Source organism: Streptomonospora alba (assembly GCF_000826685.1).
GTDB classification, from domain to species: Bacteria; Actinomycetota; Actinomycetes; order Streptosporangiales; family Streptosporangiaceae; genus Streptomonospora; species Streptomonospora alba.
This window is the reverse complement of the sequence record NZ_JROO01000004.1, coordinates 147,342-167,679: the sequence shown is the minus strand read 5'-3', so window position 1 is coordinate 167,679 and position 20,338 is coordinate 147,342. Positions and strand designations below refer to the sequence as shown.

14 protein-coding genes are annotated in these 20,338 nt (G+C 73.1%); 9 read left to right on the top strand and 5 right to left on the bottom strand.

The genetic code is table 11. The features are described 5' to 3' along the window. Nucleotides 1-50: 50 nt before the first annotated feature. Nucleotides 51-1,547: a protoporphyrinogen oxidase gene (hemG, locus tag LP52_RS02140; RefSeq protein WP_052809320.1), complete on the bottom strand. Its 1,497-nt coding sequence runs from the start codon at nucleotides 1,545-1,547 to the stop codon at nucleotides 51-53. A gap of 169 nt (nucleotides 1,548-1,716) precedes the next feature. On the opposite strand from hemG, the gene LP52_RS02135 reads away from it, so the two are divergent. Next, entirely contained in the window at nucleotides 1,717-2,826 is a 1,110-nt protein-coding gene (locus LP52_RS02135) for a DUF4349 domain-containing protein (protein WP_052809319.1), read from the top strand. Between the two features lie 408 nt (nucleotides 2,827-3,234). Here the strand turns inward: LP52_RS02135 and hemE are convergent, their stop codons facing one another. Beyond that, complete coding sequence (gene hemE, locus LP52_RS02130; protein WP_084722808.1) at nucleotides 3,235-4,260, bottom strand: uroporphyrinogen decarboxylase; 1,026 nt, start codon at nucleotides 4,258-4,260, stop codon at nucleotides 3,235-3,237. Nucleotides 4,261-4,720: 460 nt separating this feature from the next. On the opposite strand from hemE, the gene LP52_RS02125 reads away from it, so the two are divergent. The 6 genes from LP52_RS02125 (at nucleotide 4,721) to LP52_RS02100 (ending at nucleotide 12,259) form a co-directional block, all read left to right on the top strand. After that, nucleotides 4,721-5,302 carry a DUF3000 domain-containing protein gene (locus tag LP52_RS02125; protein WP_040270264.1) on the top strand — a complete coding sequence of 194 codons (582 nt, stop codon included), beginning with the start codon at nucleotides 4,721-4,723 and terminating at the stop codon, nucleotides 5,300-5,302. A 164-nt stretch (nucleotides 5,303-5,466) separates the two neighbouring features. Further along, a complete protein-coding gene (locus LP52_RS02120) occupies nucleotides 5,467-6,753 on the top strand; it encodes an HRDC domain-containing protein (RefSeq protein WP_040270263.1) in 1,287 nt (428 codons plus the stop codon). 231 nt (nucleotides 6,754-6,984) lie between these two features. Beyond that, on the top strand, nucleotides 6,985-7,863 hold the full coding sequence (locus LP52_RS02115; RefSeq protein ID WP_394298172.1) for a tetratricopeptide repeat protein: 879 nt from the start codon (nucleotides 6,985-6,987) through the stop codon (nucleotides 7,861-7,863). 297 nt (nucleotides 7,864-8,160) lie between these two features. Further along, nucleotides 8,161-9,363: a thiolase family protein gene (locus tag LP52_RS02110; protein WP_040270260.1), complete on the top strand. Its 1,203-nt coding sequence runs from the start codon at nucleotides 8,161-8,163 to the stop codon at nucleotides 9,361-9,363. After that, on the top strand, nucleotides 9,360-11,489 hold the full coding sequence (locus LP52_RS02105) for a 3-hydroxyacyl-CoA dehydrogenase NAD-binding domain-containing protein (RefSeq protein WP_052809318.1): 2,130 nt from the start codon (nucleotides 9,360-9,362) through the stop codon (nucleotides 11,487-11,489). The genes LP52_RS02110 and LP52_RS02105 overlap by 4 nt, the downstream gene beginning before the upstream one ends. A 212-nt stretch (nucleotides 11,490-11,701) precedes the next feature. Further along, nucleotides 11,702-12,259 carry a hypothetical protein gene (locus LP52_RS02100; RefSeq protein ID WP_040270258.1) on the top strand — a complete coding sequence of 186 codons (558 nt, stop codon included), beginning with the start codon at nucleotides 11,702-11,704 and terminating at the stop codon, nucleotides 12,257-12,259. A gap of 38 nt (nucleotides 12,260-12,297) precedes the next feature. Here the strand turns inward: LP52_RS02100 and LP52_RS02095 are convergent, their stop codons facing one another. Continuing rightward, nucleotides 12,298-14,526, bottom strand: a complete 2,229-nt coding sequence (locus LP52_RS02095) for an MMPL family transporter (protein ID WP_040270255.1) — start codon at nucleotides 14,524-14,526, stop codon at nucleotides 12,298-12,300. Nucleotides 14,527-14,673: 147 nt separating this feature from the next. Between LP52_RS02095 and LP52_RS02090 the strand changes: the two genes are divergently transcribed. Beyond that, nucleotides 14,674-15,429 (top strand): TetR/AcrR family transcriptional regulator, encoded by a 756-nt coding sequence (locus tag LP52_RS02090; RefSeq protein WP_040270254.1) that lies wholly within the window; start codon nucleotides 14,674-14,676, stop codon nucleotides 15,427-15,429. A 156-nt stretch (nucleotides 15,430-15,585) separates the two neighbouring features. After that, nucleotides 15,586-16,608: a neutral zinc metallopeptidase gene (locus LP52_RS02085; RefSeq protein ID WP_040270253.1), complete on the top strand. Its 1,023-nt coding sequence runs from the start codon at nucleotides 15,586-15,588 to the stop codon at nucleotides 16,606-16,608. Nucleotides 16,609-16,672: 64 nt separating this feature from the next. On the opposite strand, the gene LP52_RS02080 is transcribed toward LP52_RS02085, so the two are convergent. After that, complete coding sequence (locus LP52_RS02080; protein ID WP_040270251.1) at nucleotides 16,673-18,034, bottom strand: FAD-dependent oxidoreductase; 1,362 nt, start codon at nucleotides 18,032-18,034, stop codon at nucleotides 16,673-16,675. 265 nt (nucleotides 18,035-18,299) lie between these two features. Further along, nucleotides 18,300-20,243, bottom strand: coding sequence for a 1-deoxy-D-xylulose-5-phosphate synthase (dxs, locus tag LP52_RS02075; RefSeq protein ID WP_040270347.1), 1,944 nt, complete (start codon nucleotides 20,241-20,243; stop codon nucleotides 18,300-18,302). Nucleotides 20,244-20,338: the final 95 nt, after the last annotated feature.

The following is a 20,338-nucleotide window of genomic DNA, read 5'->3' as shown; positions in this document are numbered from 1 at the left end:
CTGGTTCAGGTCCTGCGCGTCGTCCGCGCCCTGGCTGTCGTGCCCCGTGGTCACGGATGGCTCCTTGTCTGATCGTCACTGGTTGGCGTGTGCGCCCGCCCGCCGGCGGCGCCGGCCGCAGACGCGCGGATGTCCTCGGCGGCGCGGGTAGCGCCGGCGATGCAGGCGGGGATGCCGACCCCGTCGTAGGCGGCGCCGCACACGGCGAGGCCGCCCAGACCGGCCACCTCGGCGCGGATGCGCTCGACGCGGGCGCCGTGGCCGGTGTCGTACTGCGGGAGCCCGCCGCCCCAGCGGGTGACCCGCTGCTCGGCGGGGTCGCCGGTGATGCCGCAGACGGCGGCGAGGTCGGCGGCGGCCGCGGCGGCGAGGTCACCGTCGTCGCGCTGCAGCTTGGCCTCCTCCCCCGCGCGTCCGATGGAGCAGCGCACGAGTGCCGTCTGCGGATCCCGGCCCGCCGCCTGGAGCTCCTCGGCCAGCCACGGCCACTTCAGGCTGCTGAAGGTGGCGGCCTTGATGGTCAGGCGCTCGCGGGCGGAGACCAGGAACCCGCTGCCCGGAGGGCGGCGGGTGAAGGCGGAGCGGGGGTAGGCGAAGGTCACCACGACCATGCTCGCGTACTCGATGGCGGCCAACTCGGTCGCGGCGGCCGGGGCGAGGGGCCGCAGCAGCTTGGCGGCCGCCGGCGCCGGGCAGGCGAGCACGACCGCGTCCGCGGTGATCTCGCGCGGGGGCGAGGAGGGCGCGTCGGGCGCCGCCGCGCCGACGCCGAGCGACCACCCCCCGGAGGGGGTGCGCTCCAGCCGGCGCACGGTCGCCGAGGTCTCGACACGTGCGGCGCCGCTGTCGGCCAGGGCCCGGGCGAGGGTCGCGACGCCGCCGCGCAGCGTGGCGAAGGCCGGGGCGCCGGGTCGGGACCGCGCCCGCTGCGCCTCGCCCGCGCGGCCCACGGCGTGCATCAGGGAGCGCTCTTCGCGCGCCTGCGGCGCGAGCTGGGGAAGTGTGGAGTCCAGCGAAAGCCGATCGGCGCGCCCGGCGTAGACGCCCCCCAGCATCGGCTCGACGAGGCGCTCGACGACCTCGCGGCCCATGCGGGCGCCGATGTAGCCGGCCACGGACGGGTCGCCCTCCATGGCGGTGCGCGGAAGGACGCGGTCCAGGCCGGCGCGCAGCACGCCCGGAGGGGAGAGCACCCGGCTGCGCGCGAGCGCGGACAGATCGCCGGGCACGCCCATCACCTGGCCCTTGGGGAAGGCACGCAGCCGGCCGCGGCTGTAGATGCTCGCGGGCAGCGGCGCGGGGTGCTCGACGCGCTCGGAGAGCCCGAGTTCGTCGATGAGGTCCAGTGCCTCGGGCCTGCGCGCGAGCACCGACTCCGCGCCGGCGTCGACCGGGACACCGGCGACCGGCGAGGCGTGCAGCTTGCCGCCCACTCGCGGCGCCGCCTCAAGCACGGTGACCTCGGCTCCCGCCCGGCCCAGGCGGTAGGCGGCCGTGAGCCCGGAGATACCGGCCCCCACCACCACGACATGCGGTTTCGGCTGCATGCTCCCAGCTTTCCAGATCCACGGGAGCGCTGTGCGCGGGGTAGCGGTGTGATCCGCGTCGTCGCGGGCGCCGCGGACCGCCGAGGCGGGCGGGACGGGCGCGCGGCCCGTGACCAAGCCGCAATCCGCGCGCCGAAACGCCGGACGCACCGGCCCACGTCCAAGGGTCATGTTCACCACGCATGCCGACGTTCCCCCGCTTGGCCGCAGTCGGCGGCGCCGCGCCGCCGCAGTCGTCGCGCCGCTGGCCCTGATCGCCGCCCTGACCGGATGCGCCGCGGACGGAGCGTCCGGCGGCGCGTCGCTGGAGGGACCCGCCGGTTCCGACAGCGGCGAAGCCGCACGGGCGGAGCCGGGGGGCGAGGCCCAAGACGCCGCCCCGGGCGAAGACTCCGGTTCCAACGCGGCCGCCGACGTCCCCGTCGCCGAGCGCGATCTGGTGCACACCGCGGACCTCGCCGTGGAGGTCGACGACGTGCCCGATGCGGCCGAGGAGGCCGTCGGCGTCGCGGAATCGGCCGGGGGCTACGTCGTCAAGGAGAACGTGAGCACCGCCCAGGGCAGTCCGCCGCACGCGTCGCTGACGCTGCACGTGCCCCAGGAGCGCTATGACGGCGCCTTGGACGAGCTGTCGGCGCTGGGCTCGCGCGCCAACCTCGACCGCCGGGTCTCGGACGTGACCGAGGAGGTCGCCGACGTCGACAGCAGGGTCGAGTCGGCCGAGGCGTCGCTGGAGCGGCTGCGCGAACTGCTCGACGAGGCGGAGTCCGTCGAGGACGTCCTGGCCGTGGAGGAGCAGATCAGCACGCGCCAGCAGGATCTGGAGGCGCTGCAGGCCCGCCAGGAGACCCTAGCCCAGCAGACGTCCTACGGCACCGTTCGGCTGGAACTGGACCCGCCGGAGACCTACGTGGAGGAGCCTGCGGACGACTCGATCGGCTTCCTCGGCGGCCTGCAGCGCGGTTGGCGGGCCCTGGTCGGGGTGGCCCAGGCGGTTTCGGTCGCGGCGGGCTGGGTGCTGCCGTTCGCGGTCCCGGCCGCCGCGCTCGCCGCCGCGGTCTGGCTCCCCTGGCGCCGCCGCCGTGCGGCCCGGAGCCGGACCGCGGAGCCGGCCCCGGCCGGAGACGGCGCCGCGCAGCAGACCGGCGGTGAGGACGGCGAGCGTGCCGAGTCCTCGGGTGAGCACTCCGCTGCGGAGGGCGTCTCGCAAGCGGGTACCGGTGAGGGCCCGAGCGGCGACGCCGACGGCGGAGGCGGCCCCGGCGGGGACCGCGGCTGAGGCGGGTGCCCGGCCCGACCGGCCCCGTGCAGAGTTCCGGCCGGGTGCTCCGGCGCAGCGGAGCACCCGGTGCACGAGGAACCTCCGGGAACCGCCGGGGCGGGCCGCCCCGAAGGCTGCGGCAACGGGGCTGCGAGCGCGAAGTGCGTGTGCCCGCTTGCCGCCGAGCGGTGGGACACCCGTTCCCGGCACAGTGCACCGCCGCTCACGTGGGGCCGGTGCCGCGCCCGGACTCCTGTTCTCCAGGTGCGGCGTGCTCTCGGCGGCGAGCCGGCGCGCTCGCTGAGCGGGCTGCGCCCCCTTGCCGCGGCCCACCCGCGCACACTCAGCACACGGACGCGCATTCCCGATCCCCGCCGCCACAGCGTGCGCATGCGCCATCCGGTGCGCGGGGCGGCGAGGGCGGTGTTAGCGGGCCGTCTCGGTGTGGACGTACTCGGTGAGGCGGGCGAGTACGTCGGGGTCGGTGTCGGGCAGTACGCCGTGGCCCAGGTTGAACACGTGGCCCTCGGCTGCGGCCCCGGCGGCGACGACGTCGGAGGCCCGGCGCGCGACCGCGTCCCAGGGCGCGAACAGCGTCGCGGGGTCGAGGTTGCCCTGCAGCGCCGTGCCGGGCTGCACCCGCTGGGCGGCCTTGTCCAGCGGTACCCGCCAGTCCACGCCCACCACATCGGCACCGGCCTCGCTGAGCAGGCTGAGCAGTTCGCCCGTGCCCACACCGAAGTGGATTCGGGGCACGTCCAGCTCGGCGAGGCGTTCGAAGATCCAGGAGGTATACGGCAGGACGGACTCGCGGTAGTCGTCGGCGCTGAGCGCGCCCACCCACGAGTCGAACAGCTGGACGGCGCCGGCGCCGGCAGCCGCCTGGACCCGCAGGAACTCCACGGTGATGGCGGACAGCCGCTGCATCAGGTCGGCCCACAGGTCGGGCGCGCCGTACATCAGCGCCTTGGTGTGCTCGTGGTTCTTGGAGGGCCCGCCTTCGATCAGGTAGGAGGCCAGGGTGAAGGGGCCGCCCGCGAAGCCGATCAGCGGCCGCTCGCCGAGTTCGCCGACCAGCGTGCCCACCGCCTCGGTGACGTAGGGGACGTCGTCGGGTTCGAGCGCGCGCAGGCGCTTGACGCCTTCGGCGTCGCGGATCGGGTCGGCCACCACGGGCCCCACCCCGGGCCGGATGTCCAGGTCGATGCCGATGGCCTTGAGCGGCACCACGATGTCGCTGAAGTAGATGGCGGCGTCGACGTCGTAGCGGCGCACCGGCTGCATGGTGATCTCGACGATCATGTCGGGCCGCGCGCAGGCCTCCAGCATGGGAACGTCGGCGCGCACCCTGCGGTATTCGGGCAGTGAGCGCCCGGCCTGGCGCATGAACCACACCGGTGTGTGCGGCACCGGCAGGCGTCGGCAGGCGCGGATGAATGGAGAGTCGTGCAGCGTCACACCTCGATCGTGCCACGTGTGCGGGACTCCCGTGTCCGCGACGGACCGCCGCGGCCCGATCCGGCCGCGGCCGCACCGGCGGCGACGGCGGGTGCCCCACTCCGACACGGCGGGTAAAAAGGTGGGTGGAAGGAGAGTCGGCGTGCGGCTTCCGCCGGTAGGCGGGCTCGGTCGCGCGGGAATCCTCCGTCGGGCGGTGCGAGGCTCCCTCAAGCGCCGCGTCCCCGCCGATCCCAAGATCGTTACAAATGGCCGACACGCCGGAAAAACTCCGCGTGATGACCGGGGGGCCGTGCAACCGTCATGGCGTACTCGCCGTCACGCACCGCAACCGCCGATGCGCTCCGCTTCGGCGGCGGGCAGCGGACGTGTGTCCGACCCTCCGGGCGCGCGGTCGCGGTCTCGTCGGTGCTGCCAGTGCCCCGCAAACTAGATTAAGGCTGTCGTTTCCATCATGCCCCCTCTCGGTAGGGTCGATGACGCGCCACCCGCGTTCCGACGAGCGGTCGAGAGTCTGCGCGCACCCGCGGTCCGATCGGAGATCGCGGTCGAGGACATCCCCGCCCCCAAGCGCCTCGCCCCGCATGCCGTGGCCATGTCGGCCACGGTTCGCCCCGACGGCGAGGACGCCGCCTTCGGCCGGCTGATCGTCCTCTACGATCCCGACGGCACGCGCGACTGGCCCGGCCCGTTCCGTGTCGTGGTCTGGGTCACCGCCGACCTGGAGACCGAAATCGCATCCGATCCGCTGCTGGGCCAGGTGGCCTGGAGCTGGCTGACCGAGGCCCTCCAGGCGCGGCAGACCCCGCATCCGGGTCTGAGCGGAACGGTCACGCGCGCCACGACCGAGGGCTTCGCCGGCAAGGCCGACCAGCCGGTGACCACCGAAGTGGAGCTGCGCGCCTCGTGGTCGCCCGAGAGCGAGGAGCTGTCGGGCGACATGCAGGTGTGGCTGGACCTGTTGTCGGCCGCGGCGGGGCTGCCGCCCGTGGACGTCGCCGATATCACGCAGCGGCGCGGACGCGCGGAGGGGTGAGCTCCCCGGCACGGTGACACGGCGGGAACGCCCTCCGCACGGGGGCGCCGGCAGTGCCCCACGGCCGCTCCGGCTCCCGCGGAACCGGGCGCCGGGCCGTTCCCGCGCCCTTCTGAGGCCTCTCCGCGCGCGCCCGCGACGCGACGAGCACATACCGTGGAGGGGTGGCGAACGTGCTGAACTCGAAGACAGGGCCCCCGGATCCCGACAACGGGCAGGGTGATGCGCACGGCGAGGCCGAACCCGAGGCGCCGTTGCTGCGCGAGCCGCGCGAGGGGCTGCCGCCGGTCGTGGCCGACTCCGCGCACCTGGACCGGGTCGTCGACGCCTTCGCCGCCGGCACGGGGCCGGTCGCGGTCGACGCCGAACGGGCGTCGGGCTACCGCTACGGGCAGCGCGCCTATCTGGTCCAGCTGCGCCGTACCGGGGCGGGCTCGGCGCTGATCGACCCGATCGCCTGCCCGGACCTGTCGGGCCTGGGAACGGCGCTTGCCGGGGCCGAGATGGTGCTGCACGCCGCCCACCAGGACCTGCCCTGCCTCACGGAGATCGGGCTGGTGCCCACCGAGCTGTTCGACACCGAGCTGGCCGGGAGGCTGCTGGGCTACCAGCGCGTGGGCCTGGGGTCGATGGTCGAGGGGGTGCTGGGGCTGCGCCTGGCCAAGGAGCATTCGGCGGTGGACTGGTCGGTGCGCCCGCTGCCCGAGGACTGGCTGACCTACGCGGCGCTGGACGTGGAGGTCCTGGTCGACCTGCGCGACGCGCTGCGCGCCGAGCTGGAGGAGGCCGGCAAGCTGGAGTGGGCGCGCGAGGAGTTCGCCTGGGTGCTGCAGGCGCCGCCCAAGGAGCCGCGCCCCGACCCGTGGCGCCGCACCTCGGGGATCCACCGGGTGCGCAATCAGCGAGGGCTGGGTGTGGTCCGCGAGCTGTGGCTCGAGCGCGACCGCATCGCACGCGAGCGCGACATCTCGCCGGGCCGGGTGCTGCCGGATTCGGCCATCGTCGAGGCCGCCACGGCGATGCCCGCCACCGCGCCCGAGCTCACCGCCATCAAGCCCTTCAGCGTTCGGCTGGCGCGCCGCTACGTGCCCAACTGGCTCAAGGCCGTCAACCGCGTACGCGGCATGCCCCAGGCCGAGCTGCCGCAGCCCAGCGCCCCGGGCGACGGCCCGCCGGCCACCAACCGCTGGGCCGACCGCGACCCCGTGGCCGCCAAGCGGCTGGATGCCGTGCGGGCGGAGCTCTCGGCCGTCGCCGAGCGGATCGTGATGCCCGCGGAGAACCTGCTGCAGCCCGACACGGTCCGGCGGCTGGCGTGGTCCCCGCCGGAGCGCGCCGATGCCTCCGCCGTGGCCGATCAGCTGCGCGAGCACCACGCCCGCGCCTGGCAGGTGGAGCTGACCGCCGAGCGGCTGGCCGAGGCGCTGCGCAGGGCGGCCGCGGACGCTTGAGGCTTCCGCGGCTGCGCGTGCCCGGGCACGCGCAGCCGCGCTCTCCCCTGCCGCCGGGGCGATTGCCCCCATTTTTGCCCGATTAGAGTAGAAAGTGGTGCGTATCACGCCACGCGGCACGGCGCCTTTATCCCGCACCCACCCCGGGGCGGATTATGTTATGGAATCGTGCTGTTCTTGATGCGAAGTGGCGAGGTCCCGTTGAGTGCGACCGGTGTGTCCGATTGGGGGGTGAGGCTTGTGGCGTTCTGGCGCTCACTGCTGCACAAAGCCGGCTTCTCCCCTGCTGAGCCCGGAATCGCCACCCGCTCCTCCGACGGCGAGCACGGGCGGACCCCGGCCATGCGCGCCGCGGCACTGGAGCAGGTCCTGGAGCGCCACGTCGCGTCGCTGGGCTCGGACAGCCCCCGTACCATCGCCACCCGCAACAACCTGGCGAGCAAGTACGCCCAGATCGGCCGCCGCGGGGCCGCCGTCGCCCAGTTCGAGCAGGCCCTGAACGACGCCGTGAACACCTACGGCGAGGCACACCAGCAGACCGACGTCATCCGCGAGAACCTGGCCTGGTGCTACGAGGACTCGGGACGCCACGCCGACGCCGCCGAGCAGTGGGAGGCGCTGCTCAAGCGCCGCGACGAGCAACTGGGACCGGTGGCGGCCGACACCGTCACCGCGCGCAGCCGGCTGGCCATCAACTACCGCAAGAGCGGACGCTACGACGCGGCGATCGCCCACTACGAGAAGGCGGTCGAGGACGCGGGCGTACCCGAGGGGCGCGAGGATCTGCGCCTGGGCCTCAGCCTGGCCTTCGCGGCCGTGGGTCGCGACGACGAGGCCGTCCAGCAGTTGCGCATGGTCCTCGCCCAGCGGCGCCGCCGACTGGGCACCCGCCACTTGGACACCCTGCTGGTCCAGCACCGGCTGGGCCGGGCCTACACCGAGGCGGGCCGCCTGGAGGACGCGGCCGATACGCTGCGCGACGCCTACCTCAACGGGCTCTCCGCGTCCGGCGACCCCGACATCCGCATGCTCACCCTGCGCCTGCGCCGGGACCTGGCCGGCGCACTGAGCGCCCAGGGCCGCCACCGCGACGCCGCGGCGCTGTTCTAAGCCCTTCGGGCAGCCCCGAGGCCCGCGACGGAGGAATCGCCGCACTCGCCCGACGGCGAGCGCACGCCCCCCGGGCAAGGGACCGTAGGAGGGTGCAGCGCGCGTCCGGCGGCAGAGAAGAGGCAGGCGGCGGGCGCCCCCACGGCGCTTCACGCACACGCGGCCCGTCGCCGCAGCCCACCCGCCTCGGCCCGGGCGTGTGGATACGCGTGGGCGGACGTGCTCGCGGCACTAGTTACCGGCGAGTAGCATTACCTCGTATCCGGTCATCGTCCGTTGGAACCAGGAGGGCAAATCGTGCCGCGAACTGCCCGTGATGTCGTATTTGTCGACGGGGTCAGGACTCCGTTCGGCAAGGCCGGCAAGGGCCTCTACGCCGAGACACGCGCCGACGACCTCGTCGTGCGCGTAATCCGCGAGCTACTGCGCCGCAACCCCGGCCTGCCGCCGGAGCGCGTCGACGAGGTGGCCGTCGCCGCCACCACCCAGACAGGCGACCAGGGCCTGACCATCGGCCGCAGCGCGGCCCTGCTGGCGGGCCTGCCCCGCAGCGTGCCCGGCTATGCCATCGACCGCATGTGCGCCGGCGCCATGACGGCCGTCACCACCAGCGGCGCGGGCATCTCGTTCGGCGCCTACGACGTCGCCATCGCCGGCGGCGTCGAGCACATGGGCCGCCACCCGATGGGCGAGGGCGTCGACCCCAACCCGCGCTTCCTCTCCGAGAAGCTCGTCGACCCCTCGGCGCTGGTCATGGGCAACACGGCGGAGAACCTGCACGACCGCTACCCCTCCATCACCAAGGAGCGCGCCGACGCCTACGCGCTGCGCAGCCAGGAGAAGGTCGCCAAAGCCTACGCCGACGGCAAGCTGCAGCCGGACCTGGTCGAGATGCTGGTGCGCTCGGCCGAGCAGGGATACGGCCTGGCCAGCGCCGACGAGCCGCCGCGGCCCGAGACGACCCTGGAGGGCCTGGCCGGGCTGAAGACGCCGTTCCGCGCGCACGGCAACGTGACCCCGGGCAACTCCGCCGGCCTCAACGACGGCGCGACCGGCGCGATCATCGCCGCCGAGGACGTCGCCGCCGACCTGGGCCTGGACGCTCGGATGCGCCTGGTGGACTTCTCCTTCGCCGGCGTGGACCCCGAGGTCATGGGCGAGGGCCCGGTCCCGGCGACCGAGCGGCTGCTCGAACGCCAGCGGATGACCATGGACGACATCGGCCTCGTGGAGATCAACGAGGCTTTCGCCGTGCAGGTCCTGGCGTTCCTGGAGCACTTCGGCGTCGCCGACGACGACGCCCGCGTCAACCCCTGGGGCGGCGCGATCGCTCTGGGCCACCCGCTGGCCTCCTCGGGCGTGCGGCTGATGATGCAGCTCGCGCGCCTGTTCGCCGAGCGCCCCGATGTCCGCTACGGCCTGACGACGATGTGCGTGGGCATGGGCATGGGCGGAACCGTGCTGTGGGAGAACACCAACTGGGAAGGGAGCGCCAAGTGAGCAGCACCGACGACCAGGGCGCCGCGACCGGTGCCCCCGTCTCCCGTGAGGCCCTGCGCGAGGTCTTCGCCGACGAGGTGGTCACCCACGCGCTCTCCCGCGACGTCCAGCTGCCCTACGGCGCCGGCAAAGCGGTGCTGATCACCCTGGACAACGGGCACGACCACAACAAGCCCAACACCTTCGGCCCGGCCGGACTGCTCAGCCTGGACGACGCGATCGAGGCGGCGCGCGCCCGCTCCGACATCTCCGCCGTTGCCGTCACCGGCAAGCCGTTCATCTTCGCCGTGGGCGCCGACCTGTCGGGCGTGCCGCAGGTGCGCGACCGCGAGCAGGCCTACGCGGTGGCCAAGCTGGGACACGACGTCTTCCGCAAGCTCGGCGAACTCGACGTGCCCACCTTCGCCTTCATCAACGGCGCGGCCATGGGCGGCGGCGTCGAGGTGGCACTGCACTGCCGGTACCGCACGGTCTCCTCGGGCATCCCCGCCCTGTCGCTGCCCGAGGCGTTTCTGGGCCTGGTTCCGGGGTGGGGCGGCACCTACCTGCTGCCCCGGCTCATCGGCGTCGAGAAGGCGCTGAAGATCGTCATCGACAACCCGCTGGCCCAGAACAAGACGATCAAGGGTCCCGAGGTCCGCGAGTTGGGCATCGCCGACGCGATGTTCGAGCCCGCCGACTTCGTCGAGGAGTCGCTGCGCTGGGCCGCCCGCGTCGTCAAGGGCGAGACCACCGTCGAGCGGCCCGAGGTCGACACCGGCCAGGCCTGGGACCAGGCGATCGACAACGCCCGGTTCATGCTGGAGGGCAAGTTGCACGGCGCCGCCCCGGCCCCGGCGCGTGCGCTGGAGCTGGTCGCCGCGTCCAAGGACCGCACCCGCGACGAGGGTTTCGCCGCCGAGGACGAGGCGCTGGCCGACCTGATGATGAGCGACGAGCTCACGGCCGGCCTGTACGCCTTCGACCTCAACCAGAAGCGGGCCAAGCGCCCTGCCGGCGCGCCCGACAAGTCGCTGGCCCGCCCGATCACCAAGGTCGGCGTGGTCGGCGCCGGGCTGATGGCCGGCCAGCTCGCGCTGCTGTTCGCCCGGCGCCTGGACGTACCGGTGGTCATGACCGACCTCGACCAGGACCGGCTGGACAAGGGCGTCGCCTACGTGCACGGCGAGGTCGACAAGCTGCTCGGCAAGGGGCGCATCACCTCCGACAAGGCCAATCGCCTCAAGGCCCAGGTCAGCGGTTCGCTGAGCATGAACGCCTTCTCCGACGCCGACTTCGTCATCGAGGCCGTCTTCGAGAAGATGTCGGTCAAGCAGGACGTCTTCGCCCAGGTGGAGGCGGAGGTCGCGCCCGAGGCCGTCCTGGCCACCAACACCTCCTCGCTGTCGATCACCGAGATGGCCTCGAAGCTGAAGCACCCCGAGCGGGTAGTGGGCTTCCACTTCTTCAACCCGGTGGCGGTGCTGCCTCTGCTGGAGATCGTCCGCGGCGAGCGCACCGACGACGCCGCGCTGGCGACGGCCTTCGCCACGGCCAAGCAGCTGAAGAAGACGGCGGTCCTGTGCAAGGACGCGCCCGCCTTCGTCGTCAACCGGCTGCTCACCCTGTTCATGGGCGAGGTGCTGGGTGCCGTGGAGGAGGGCACCGAGCCTGAGGTCGCCGACCGCTCTGTGGCGCCGCTGGGGCTGCCCATGTCGCCGCTGCTGCTGCTTCAACTGGTCGGCCCGGCGGTGGCGCTGCACGTGTCGGAGACGCTGCACGAGGCGTTCCCGGACCGCTTCGGGGTCTCCGAGCAGCTGCGGCGGGTGGTCGAGTCGGGCAAGACGGAGATCTACGGCCCCGATTTCCAGATCGACCCCGAGGTGCGGGAGATGTTCGCCGGCGGCGGCAGGCCCTCCAGTGAGGAGGAGATCCGGCAGCGCGCGCTGGAGGCGATGGCCCGCGAGATCCGCATCATGCTCGACGAAGGCGTGGTGGCCGAGCCCGCCGACATCGACCTGTGCCTGATCACCGGCGCCGGCTGGCCCTTCCACCTGGGCGGCATCACGCCCTACCTGGACCGCTCCGGCGTGTCCGAGAAGGTCAACGGCTCGCTGTTCCACCCGAACGGCCCCAAGGCGGTGTGACCGCCGTCGCCGGTCCCGCGGCGCGCCGCGGGACCGGCGGTTCCGAAGGAGCCCGCGGGCTCCCGGCGGCCCGCGGACCGGGTCTCCCCTCCCCGCCCTTGCGGCGGCACCCCCGGTCCGCGGGTCCGCCCGCCGTCGCCGAGTCCCCCTCGGAGACGCTCCGCGCCGCCCTCACCCGAGACGCCGAGCGCCGGACGACTTATGCTGGGGCCATGGCGGGCGCAACGGCACCCTTCGTTCTCACCAACCGCTTCCGCGTCACGTGGGAAGGGGCGTGGCTTGCGGTCGCGTGCACGGTGTTCACCGGCACCGGTATAGCCCTGATGCTGCGCGGGAGCCTGCTCGACGTGGTGATGGGCCTGCTGGCGGTCGTGTTCTTCGGCGGCGCGGGCATCGGCTCGATCGCGCGCCTGCTCTCGCCGCGGCCCGTGCTGGTCCTCGACTCCCAGGGAGCGCGATTCCCCGCACCCTGGCCGCGCTCCGCCCGCGAGGACATCTTCCTCGCCTGGGAGGATATCGCGCTGCTGCGGGCCTGCACGCAGGTCGTGCCCCACCGCGGCGGCACGGTGAACATGCACTACCTGGACCTCGTCCCCACTCGCGAGGCCGATCGCCCGTTCCGCACTCCCCCGCCCTGGGGCGCCGACCACGCGGTGCGGGTGCGGCCCACCTGGGACCACAGCCTCGACGAGATCGTGGCGGCCGCCCACGTCTACCGCCCCGGCCTGCCTTTCGACGACCGCCGCAAACCCGGCGGCGACCGGGTCTGAGGGCCGGAGCGCCCCGCGCGCCGGGAACTCCGGCCCGGTCAGCGCATCCGGGCGGGCTCGCGGCCGCGGGCGCGCGATCCCTGCGCCGCGGCGTCCTCGCCTTCGGTGATACCGATGCGGTCGTGCATCCGGCGCAGCGGTTCGGGCAGCCACCAGTTCGCGCGGCCCAGCAGCCGCATGGTGGCCGGCACCAGCAGGGCGCGCACGAGCGTGGCGTCGACGGCCACCGCCACGGTCAGCCCCACTCCGATGATCTTCAAGAAGAGCAGGTCGGAGGTGCCCATCGCGGCGAGCACGACCATCAGCAGCACGGCGGCGCTGGTGATGATGCCGCCGGTGCGCTGAAGTCCCGTGGCCACGGAGTGGGGGTTGTCGCCGGTGGCCGCGTACTCCTCGCGGACCCGGCTGAGCAGGAAGAGTTCGTAGTCCATGGCCAGTCCGAAGGCCACGATCACGATCAGCACGAGGAAGGTCGGGTCGATCGTGCCGACAGCCGTGAAGTCCAGCACCCCCGACAGGTGCCCCTCCTGGAAGCCCCACACGACCACGCCCAGCGACGCGCCCAGCGACAGCGCCCCCATGATGACGGCCTTGAGGGGCAGCACGATCGATCCGAATGCCAGGAACAGCAGTACCAGGGTCACGGCGAAGACGAACGTGAGTGTGTAGGGCAGGGCGTCGACGATGGCGGCGACGTTGTCGATCTGCATAGCGGCGGGCCCGCCGACCAGGACCTCGTCGGCGCCCTGGGGAGGCGCGGCGTCGCGCACGTCGCGCACGAGTTCGGAGGTGGCGGGGTCGTCGGCGGCGCCCTGGTAGGCCACGGTCAGGTGGGCGGCGCCGGCGTCGGCGCGGGATACCTCGACGCGCTCAGCGCCGTCGAGGCCCCTCAGCCGGTCGGCGAAGTCCTGCAGCTCCGACTCGGAGACCCCGCCGGTGACGGCGACGTCGATCTCACCGATGCCGCCGGCGGGGAAGTCCTCCTCCAGCGACTCCATGGCCACGCGGCTGCCGGCGTCCTCGGGCAGGTAGCGCTGGTCGGTGGAGCCCAGCTCGGTGTAGGCCAGCGACGAGGCGAAGGCCAGCAGCACCGCGGACACCGTCACCAGGTAGATCACGGGCCGCCGCATGACGCTGTGGGCCAGCCGGGACCAGCCGCCCTCGCCCTGGTCGGGGGTCAGCCCGTGTTCGCGGGCGCGGGCGCGCTCGATCTCGCGTCGGCGCCGGCGGCGGGCGAACAGCCGCAGGGAGTCGATGCGCCGACCGGCGAGGGCCAGCAGTGCGGGCAGGACGACCAGTGCCGCCAGTACGTCGAAGAGCACCACCGCGATGCCGCCGAGTCCGATGGAGCGCAGGATGGGCTGGGGGAAGAACAGCAGACCTGCGAATGCGATCATCACGGTGACGCCGGAGAAGGCGACGGTGCGCCCGGCGGTGGACAGGGTGCGCGGCACGGCGTCTCGCACCTCCACGCCGCGGGACATCTCCTCGCGGAAGCGGCTGACCATGAACAGGCCGTAGTCGATCGCCAGGCCCAGGCCGAGGATGGTGGCGACGTTGACCGCGAACACGGAGACTTCGGTGACATGGGTGAGCGCGCGCAGCAGGGTCAGTGAGCCCAGGATCGCCAGTCCGCCCACGGCCAGCGGCATCAGCGCCGCGACGACGCCCCCGAAGATCAGCACGAGCAGCAGGAGCAGTACCGGCAGCGACATCACCTCGGCGCGGACCACGTCGCTCTCGGCCCTGCTGGAGAGGTCCTGCTGGATGGCGATGGTCCCGCCGAGCTCGGTCTCCAGCGGACCGGCGTCCAGCTCGTCCTCGACGGCCTCGAAGCTGTGCATCCGCTCGGCGTCGGAGTCGCCGGCCAGCGTGATGGGCACGTAGGTGGCGTGGCGGTCCTCGGAGACGAGGATGCCGCGCTCGGTCTTGCCGAGGTCGTCGTCGAGGTAGGTGCGCATCGACCTGATGCGGTCGTCGGGCAGGTCGCCGCGCAGCTTGTCGATCTGGGCGGCGAAGGAGGGGTTGTCGACGCGGATCTCGTCGCTGCGGTAGACCGCCACGACGTCGACCTGGTCGTGGCCGAACTCCTCCTCCAGGATGTCGCTCGCGCGGGAGGACTCCGCGCCGGGCGGCTCGAAGCCGCCGTCGCTGACGGCGCCGAAGACGCCGCTGCCCCAGACCGCGGAGAAGGCGGCGAACAGCGCCGTCGCGGCGAGCACCAGCACCCTCCACCGGTGGGCGAAACGGCCCAGACCTGCGAACATGCCCTGATCCCCCGTCGTCGTGCAGCGTAGGGTGTGAGAGGCGAGACGGTTGCTTGTTTACGGCGTTCACGCAAGAACACGCCGTTTATCAGACTATGCTCATGTCCGGCCGCCCGGTACGCAGCCCGGGGACCAGAAGGATGAGGTGTGACAGGAGATCCGGCATTCCCCCAGGTCGAGAACGCGCCGTCGGGCAGCCGCCGCGAGCGTGTGCGGAAAGCCACATCGGAGGAGATCAAGGAGATCGCTCGGCGCCACCTGACCGCGCACGGGGCCTCGGGGGTGTCACTGCGCGCCGTCGCCCGCGAGATGGGTATGACCGCGCCCGGGCTGTACCGCTACTTCGGGAGTCTCGGCGACCTCCTGGAGGCGCTGCAAGCCGACCTGTTCGCCGAGCTCGCAGCGGCCGTGGACGCCGCCGAGGCCGCGCTGCCGGCCGCCGACACCGACGGCCGGCTGCTGTCCGCGCTGAGGGCCGTACGCGCCTGGGGGCTGGCCAACCGGGCGGAGTTCGCACTGCTGTTCGGCCCCGCCACCACGCAGACCTTCCCGGAAGACGGCAGTCCGGCCTCCGAGGCGGGGCGGCGCTTCGCAGCGACCTTCGTCGCCCTGTTCGACCGGCTGATCGCCGAGGGCCGCTTCACCGTGCCCGAGGAGCCCGAGGCCTCCCCGACCCTGTGCGCCCAACTGGAGGCCTTCGCACGGCTGACCGGCTTCGGCGGCGACCGGGCCTCCATCGGCGCGATCCGCGTGATGCTGCGCTGCTGGGTGCGCTTCTACGGCATCGTCTGCATGGAGGTCTTCCAGCACCTGGCCTTCGTCTCCGACGACATGGAGGCGCTTTTCGAAGCCGAGCTGCGCGACCTGGCGCGCGACTTGGGCGTGGCCTACCAGGCCCCCTGAGCCCGGCTGCCGCGGACCCGGTCCGCCGGGTGGACCGTACTGTGCGCTACCCTCCGCCTGTGCGCCCGAATAGGGTCGTTGATCACGCTCGCCCCCTTCTCCATCCTTCGCACAGCCGCACAGCCGCATAGCCGCACGACCGAGAAGAGTCCCCCCGTGCAGCCCACCCCTGACGGCGAACGGCCTCCGGGGCCCGGTCGCCCCGCCGCGCCGACTTCCCCGCCGGGCTTCCCCCACCACCCCGGCCCCCCGCCGTTCACCCCGGCGGCGCCCCCGTGGCCCTCGCCGCCGCCACCGCCGCGCCGCAACCGCTCGCCGGTGGTGTGGGTGGCCGTGGCCGCCGCGGCGCTGACCTCGCTTGCCGCGTTCACCGCCTGCGCGGTGCTGATGGTGCCGGCGTCCCCGCCCGGGCCGTCCACGCCCGCGGCCGCCGATCCCGCCCGGCACACCAGCACGGATTTCGCGGCCCGCCCGGCGCCGGTGGAGATCGACGTGGCCGACCATCCCCTGTACGCGCTGCCCGTGCCCGACCCGGTGGAGTGCTCGCTGCCCGATGTCGACGCGGGATCGGCCGACTCGTGGGTGGCCTTCGACGACGCGCTCTCGGACTGCCTCACGCGGCTGTGGCGGCCCCGGCTGGAAGAGCTGGGCGTGCACAGCGTCGAACCGGAGTTCCGCGTCTCCCGCACCAAGCCCAAGCCGCTCGGGTCCGTCGACCCGGACCACACCCTGGCCTTCTACGACGGGGGGCAGCGGATGACCGTCACCCTCGTCCAACCCAACGTCGTCGAGCTGGCGCGCAACGTCCCCGCCGGCTACCAGCAGAGCCTGTGGGTCGCGCTGCTCGCCCACGAATACGGCCACCACGTGCAAAGGCTCGCCGGAATCCTGCCCGCCGGCGCCGCCCTGGAGCGCGAAGCCGCCACCGAGGACGAGCGCATGCAGGCGACCCGCCGCATCGAACTGCAGGCCGAATGCCTGGCGGGAGTGGCGCTGCGGGGGCTGGACAACATCGGCGACGCCGAGATCGACCGCCTCGGCCGCTGGAACGGCAACGCCGTGGACACGGCCACCCACGGCACGGGAAGCAACATCAGCGCCTGGTTCGCCACCGGCACCGGCGGCGACGACCTCGGCGCCTGCAACACCTTCGACGCGCCCCGAGCCGAGGTCGAGTGATCGGGCCTGCGGCTGCGCGGCGTCGCCGCCCCGGAGGCGAAGCGGACCGCGGCACGCGGCCGCCTCAGCGGCCGATCGCGCCGTACATGTCGTCCCAGCTGCGCAGCTTGACCCGCTCGCCGCGGCCCAGCGCCGCTCCCAGCTCGGCCTCGGCGGCGTCGATGCTCAGCCAGTCGCCGTAATCGGTGACGGCGGCACCGCTGCCCTTGAGCACGTCCTCGACCGGCTCCAGCCCTTCTGCCCCGCCGGCGGCGCGCAGCTCGGCGGCGTCGTCGAGCAGGCTGCGCACCGTCGCGGACGCGTCGGACTTGTTGGTGCCGATGACTCCGGTGGCGCCGCGCTTGATCCACCCGGCGACGTAGTCGCCGCGGCGCCTCCCGCCTTCGGCGTCGAGCACGCGGCCCTCGTCGTGGGGAACCGTGCGGCTCCGCTCGTCGAACGGCACGTCGGGCAGCGGGGTGCCCGCGTAGCCGATGGAGCGGAACACCATGCCCGCCTCGACCGTGTCGAAGGCACCGGTGCCGTGCAGCCGGCCCTCGTCGTCGAGCTCGGTCTCCTCGACCCGCAGTTCCTCGGTGCGTTCGCCGCCCAGGATCTCGACAGGACGCACCCAGAACCGCAGGTCGATGCGGCGCGGCAGGTCGCGGGGGGTGCGCTGGGCCCACTCGGTGAGGACCTTCAGGTTGGTGCGCGCCGCGCGCTCGGCCGCGAGCATGTCGCGGCTGTTGGGGTCGATATCGACCTGATCGGGGCGCAGCAGCACTTCGGCGTTGTCGAGCCTGCCCAGATCGCGCAGCTCGGGGGCGGTGAACTTGGCCTGCAGCGGGCCGCGCCGCGCCAGCAGGTTGATGCGGCGGATCTTGCTGGCCGCCAGCACGTCCAGCATGGGCTGGGGGATGTCGGTGCGGTGCAGCTCGTCGGCGCTCTTGGCGAGGATGCGCACGACGTCGAGGGCGACGTTGCCCGCCCCGACGACGGCCACCTCCTCGGAGTCGAGCAGGAAGGACTCGACCTCGGAGTCGGGGTGGCCGCAGTACCAGTTGACGAAGTCGGTCGCGGCCACACTTCCGGGCAGGTCCTCGCCGGGGATGCCCATCCGGCGGTCGACGCTGGCGCCGGTGGCGTAGACGACGGCGTGGTAGGCGCGGGCGAGGCCCTCGCGCGTGATGTGGCGGCCGAACTCCACGCCGCCGATGAAGCGCACCTCGGGCTTCTCCAGGACCTCGCGCAGCGACCGCGCCACCCCTTTGATCTTCAGGTGGTCGGGGGCGACGCCGTAGCGCACGAGCCCGTAGGGGGTGGGCAGCCGGTCGACGATGTCGACGGCCACCTCTTCGCGGCTCTGCCGGGTGAGGGCGTCTGCGGCGTAGATGCCGGCGGGACCGGAACCGATCACCGCCACCCGCAGGGGGTCGGGAGAGGTCATGCCCCCATTCTGGCCCATCGCGGCGCCGCGGCGCTGCCCGCCGCAAGGGGAAATCCACAGGCGCGGCGTCCTTGCGGAGCCTCCGGGAACCACCCTCGGCTGGCTCCACCGGCCGTAGCCGCCGTTGATCTTGTACCTACGGTCACTGTGAGCGATCACATGTGCCCGTAGGTACAAGATCAACGCTGGTGCGGGCCCCGTCCGTCGGGCGCCCGGCCTTCCGCCCACCGCAACCGGCGGGCGGAAGGGTTCTCCAGGGCCGCCTTCACTTGCTCGCGGGCTCCTCGTCGGCGGTCTCGGCCTGGCGCGAGACCGTCTCGGTGAGCTTGCGGGCCAGGCTCTGGGGGGTCAGCCCCAGCTCGGCGAGGATGTCGTCGCGCTTGGCGTGGTGCAGGAACTCCTGCTCGATGCCGAAGGTGCGCACCGGGACGTCCAGGTCGGCGTCGCGCAGCGTGCGGGCCACGGCGTCGCCCACGGCGCCCACGCGGCCGTTGTCCTCGACGACGGCGACCACGCGGTGGCGGGCGGCCTCGTGGACCAGGGCCGGGTCGAGCGGCTTGACCCAGCGGGGGTCGACGACGGTGACGCCGATGCCCTGGTCGGCCATGCGGTCGGCGACCTCGCAGCAGGTCTGGGCCATGGGACCCACGGCGACCAGCAGCAGGTCCTCCGCGGCCCCGGCGGAGTCCTCCTCGGCGGCCTCGTCGCGGGCGCCCCGGCGCAGTACGTCCATGGTGCCCAGACGCTCCACCGCCTCGATCTCCGGCCCCACGGCACCCGTGGGGTAGCGCAGCACGGTGGGCGCGTCCTCGACCGCCACGGCCTCGCGCAACTCTTCGCGCAGCCGGGGCGCGTCGCGCGGCACCGCCAGCCGCAGCCCGGGCACCACCTGCAGGATGGACAGGTCCCACATGCCGTGGTGGCTGGCGCCGTCGGGGCCGGTGACACCGGAGCGGTCCAGGCACAGCGTGACGCCCTGGCGGTGCAGGGCGGCGTCCATCAGCACCTGGTCGAAGCAGCGGTTGAGGAAGGTGGCGTAGACCGCCATGACGGGGTGCAGCCCGCCCATGGCCAGCCCCGTGGCCGAGGTGGCGGCGTGCTGCTCGGCGATGCCCACGTCGAAGCAGCGGTCGGGGTAGGCCTCGGCGAAGGGAGCCAGGCCCGTGGGGTGCAGCATGGCCGCGGTGATGCCCACGATGTCGGAGCGCTCGGCGCCGAGGGCGACGATCTCCTCGCTGAAGACCTTCGTCCACTTCTGCGGAGCGGGCGCGGGCTTCTCCCCCGCCGACGGGGCGGGCTTGGCCGCGCCGATGGCGTGGAACTGGTCCTCTTCGTGGTTCTCGGCGGGCGCGTGGCCCTTGCCCTTCTGGGTGAGGCAGTGCACGATCACCGGACCGCCGAAGTCGCGGGCGCGGCGCAGGGCCTTCTCCACGGTCTGCTCGTCATGGCCGTCGATGGGGCCGAGGTACTTCAGCCCGAGGTCCTCGAACATCATCTGCGGCTGGATGGCGTCCTTGAGGCCCTTCTTGAGCCCGTGCAGCGCCTCGTACAGCGGCTGGCCGACCACCGGCGCCCGGTTCAGCGCCGTCTTGGCCAGTTCGAGTGCCTGCTCATAGCCCTGGGTCATGCGCAGCGACGCCAGGTGGTCGGCCAGGCCGCCTGTGGTCGGCGAGTAGGAGCGGCCGTTGTCGTTGACGACGATGACCACGCGGCGGTCCGAGCCGGCGGCGATGTTGTTCAGCGCCTCCCAGGCCATCCCGCCGGTCAGCGCGCCGTCGCCGATCACCGCGACGACGCTGCGATCGGCCCGGCGCTGGATGACGTTGGCCTTGGCCAGGCCGTCGGCGTAGGACAGGACGGTGGAGGCGTGGGAGTTCTCGATGAAGTCGTGCTCGGACTCCGCGCGCGAGGGGTAGCCCGACAACCCGTTCCGGGTGCGCAGCCCGGAGAAGTCCTGGCGTCCGGTGAACAGCTTGTGCACGTAGGACTGGTGGCCGGTGTCGAAGAGGATCGGATCGCGGGGAGAGTCGAAGACCCGGTGCAGCGCCATGGTGAGCTCCACCACGCCCAGATTCGGACCCAGGTGGCCCCCGGTGCGGCTGACCTCGGTGACGAGGAACTCCCGGATCTCCGCGGCCAGCTGCGGCAGCTTGTCGGCCGGAAGCCGCTTGAGGTCCTCCGGTGTGCGCAGCGAGTCGAGTAGCGTCAACGTCTCGTCAGTCCCCTCGTCCGGCGTGGCCGACACAGCGGTGCCTCCTGTGCTCCCGGCACGCCCATCCTGCTCGGTTCCACCGAGTCTACGAG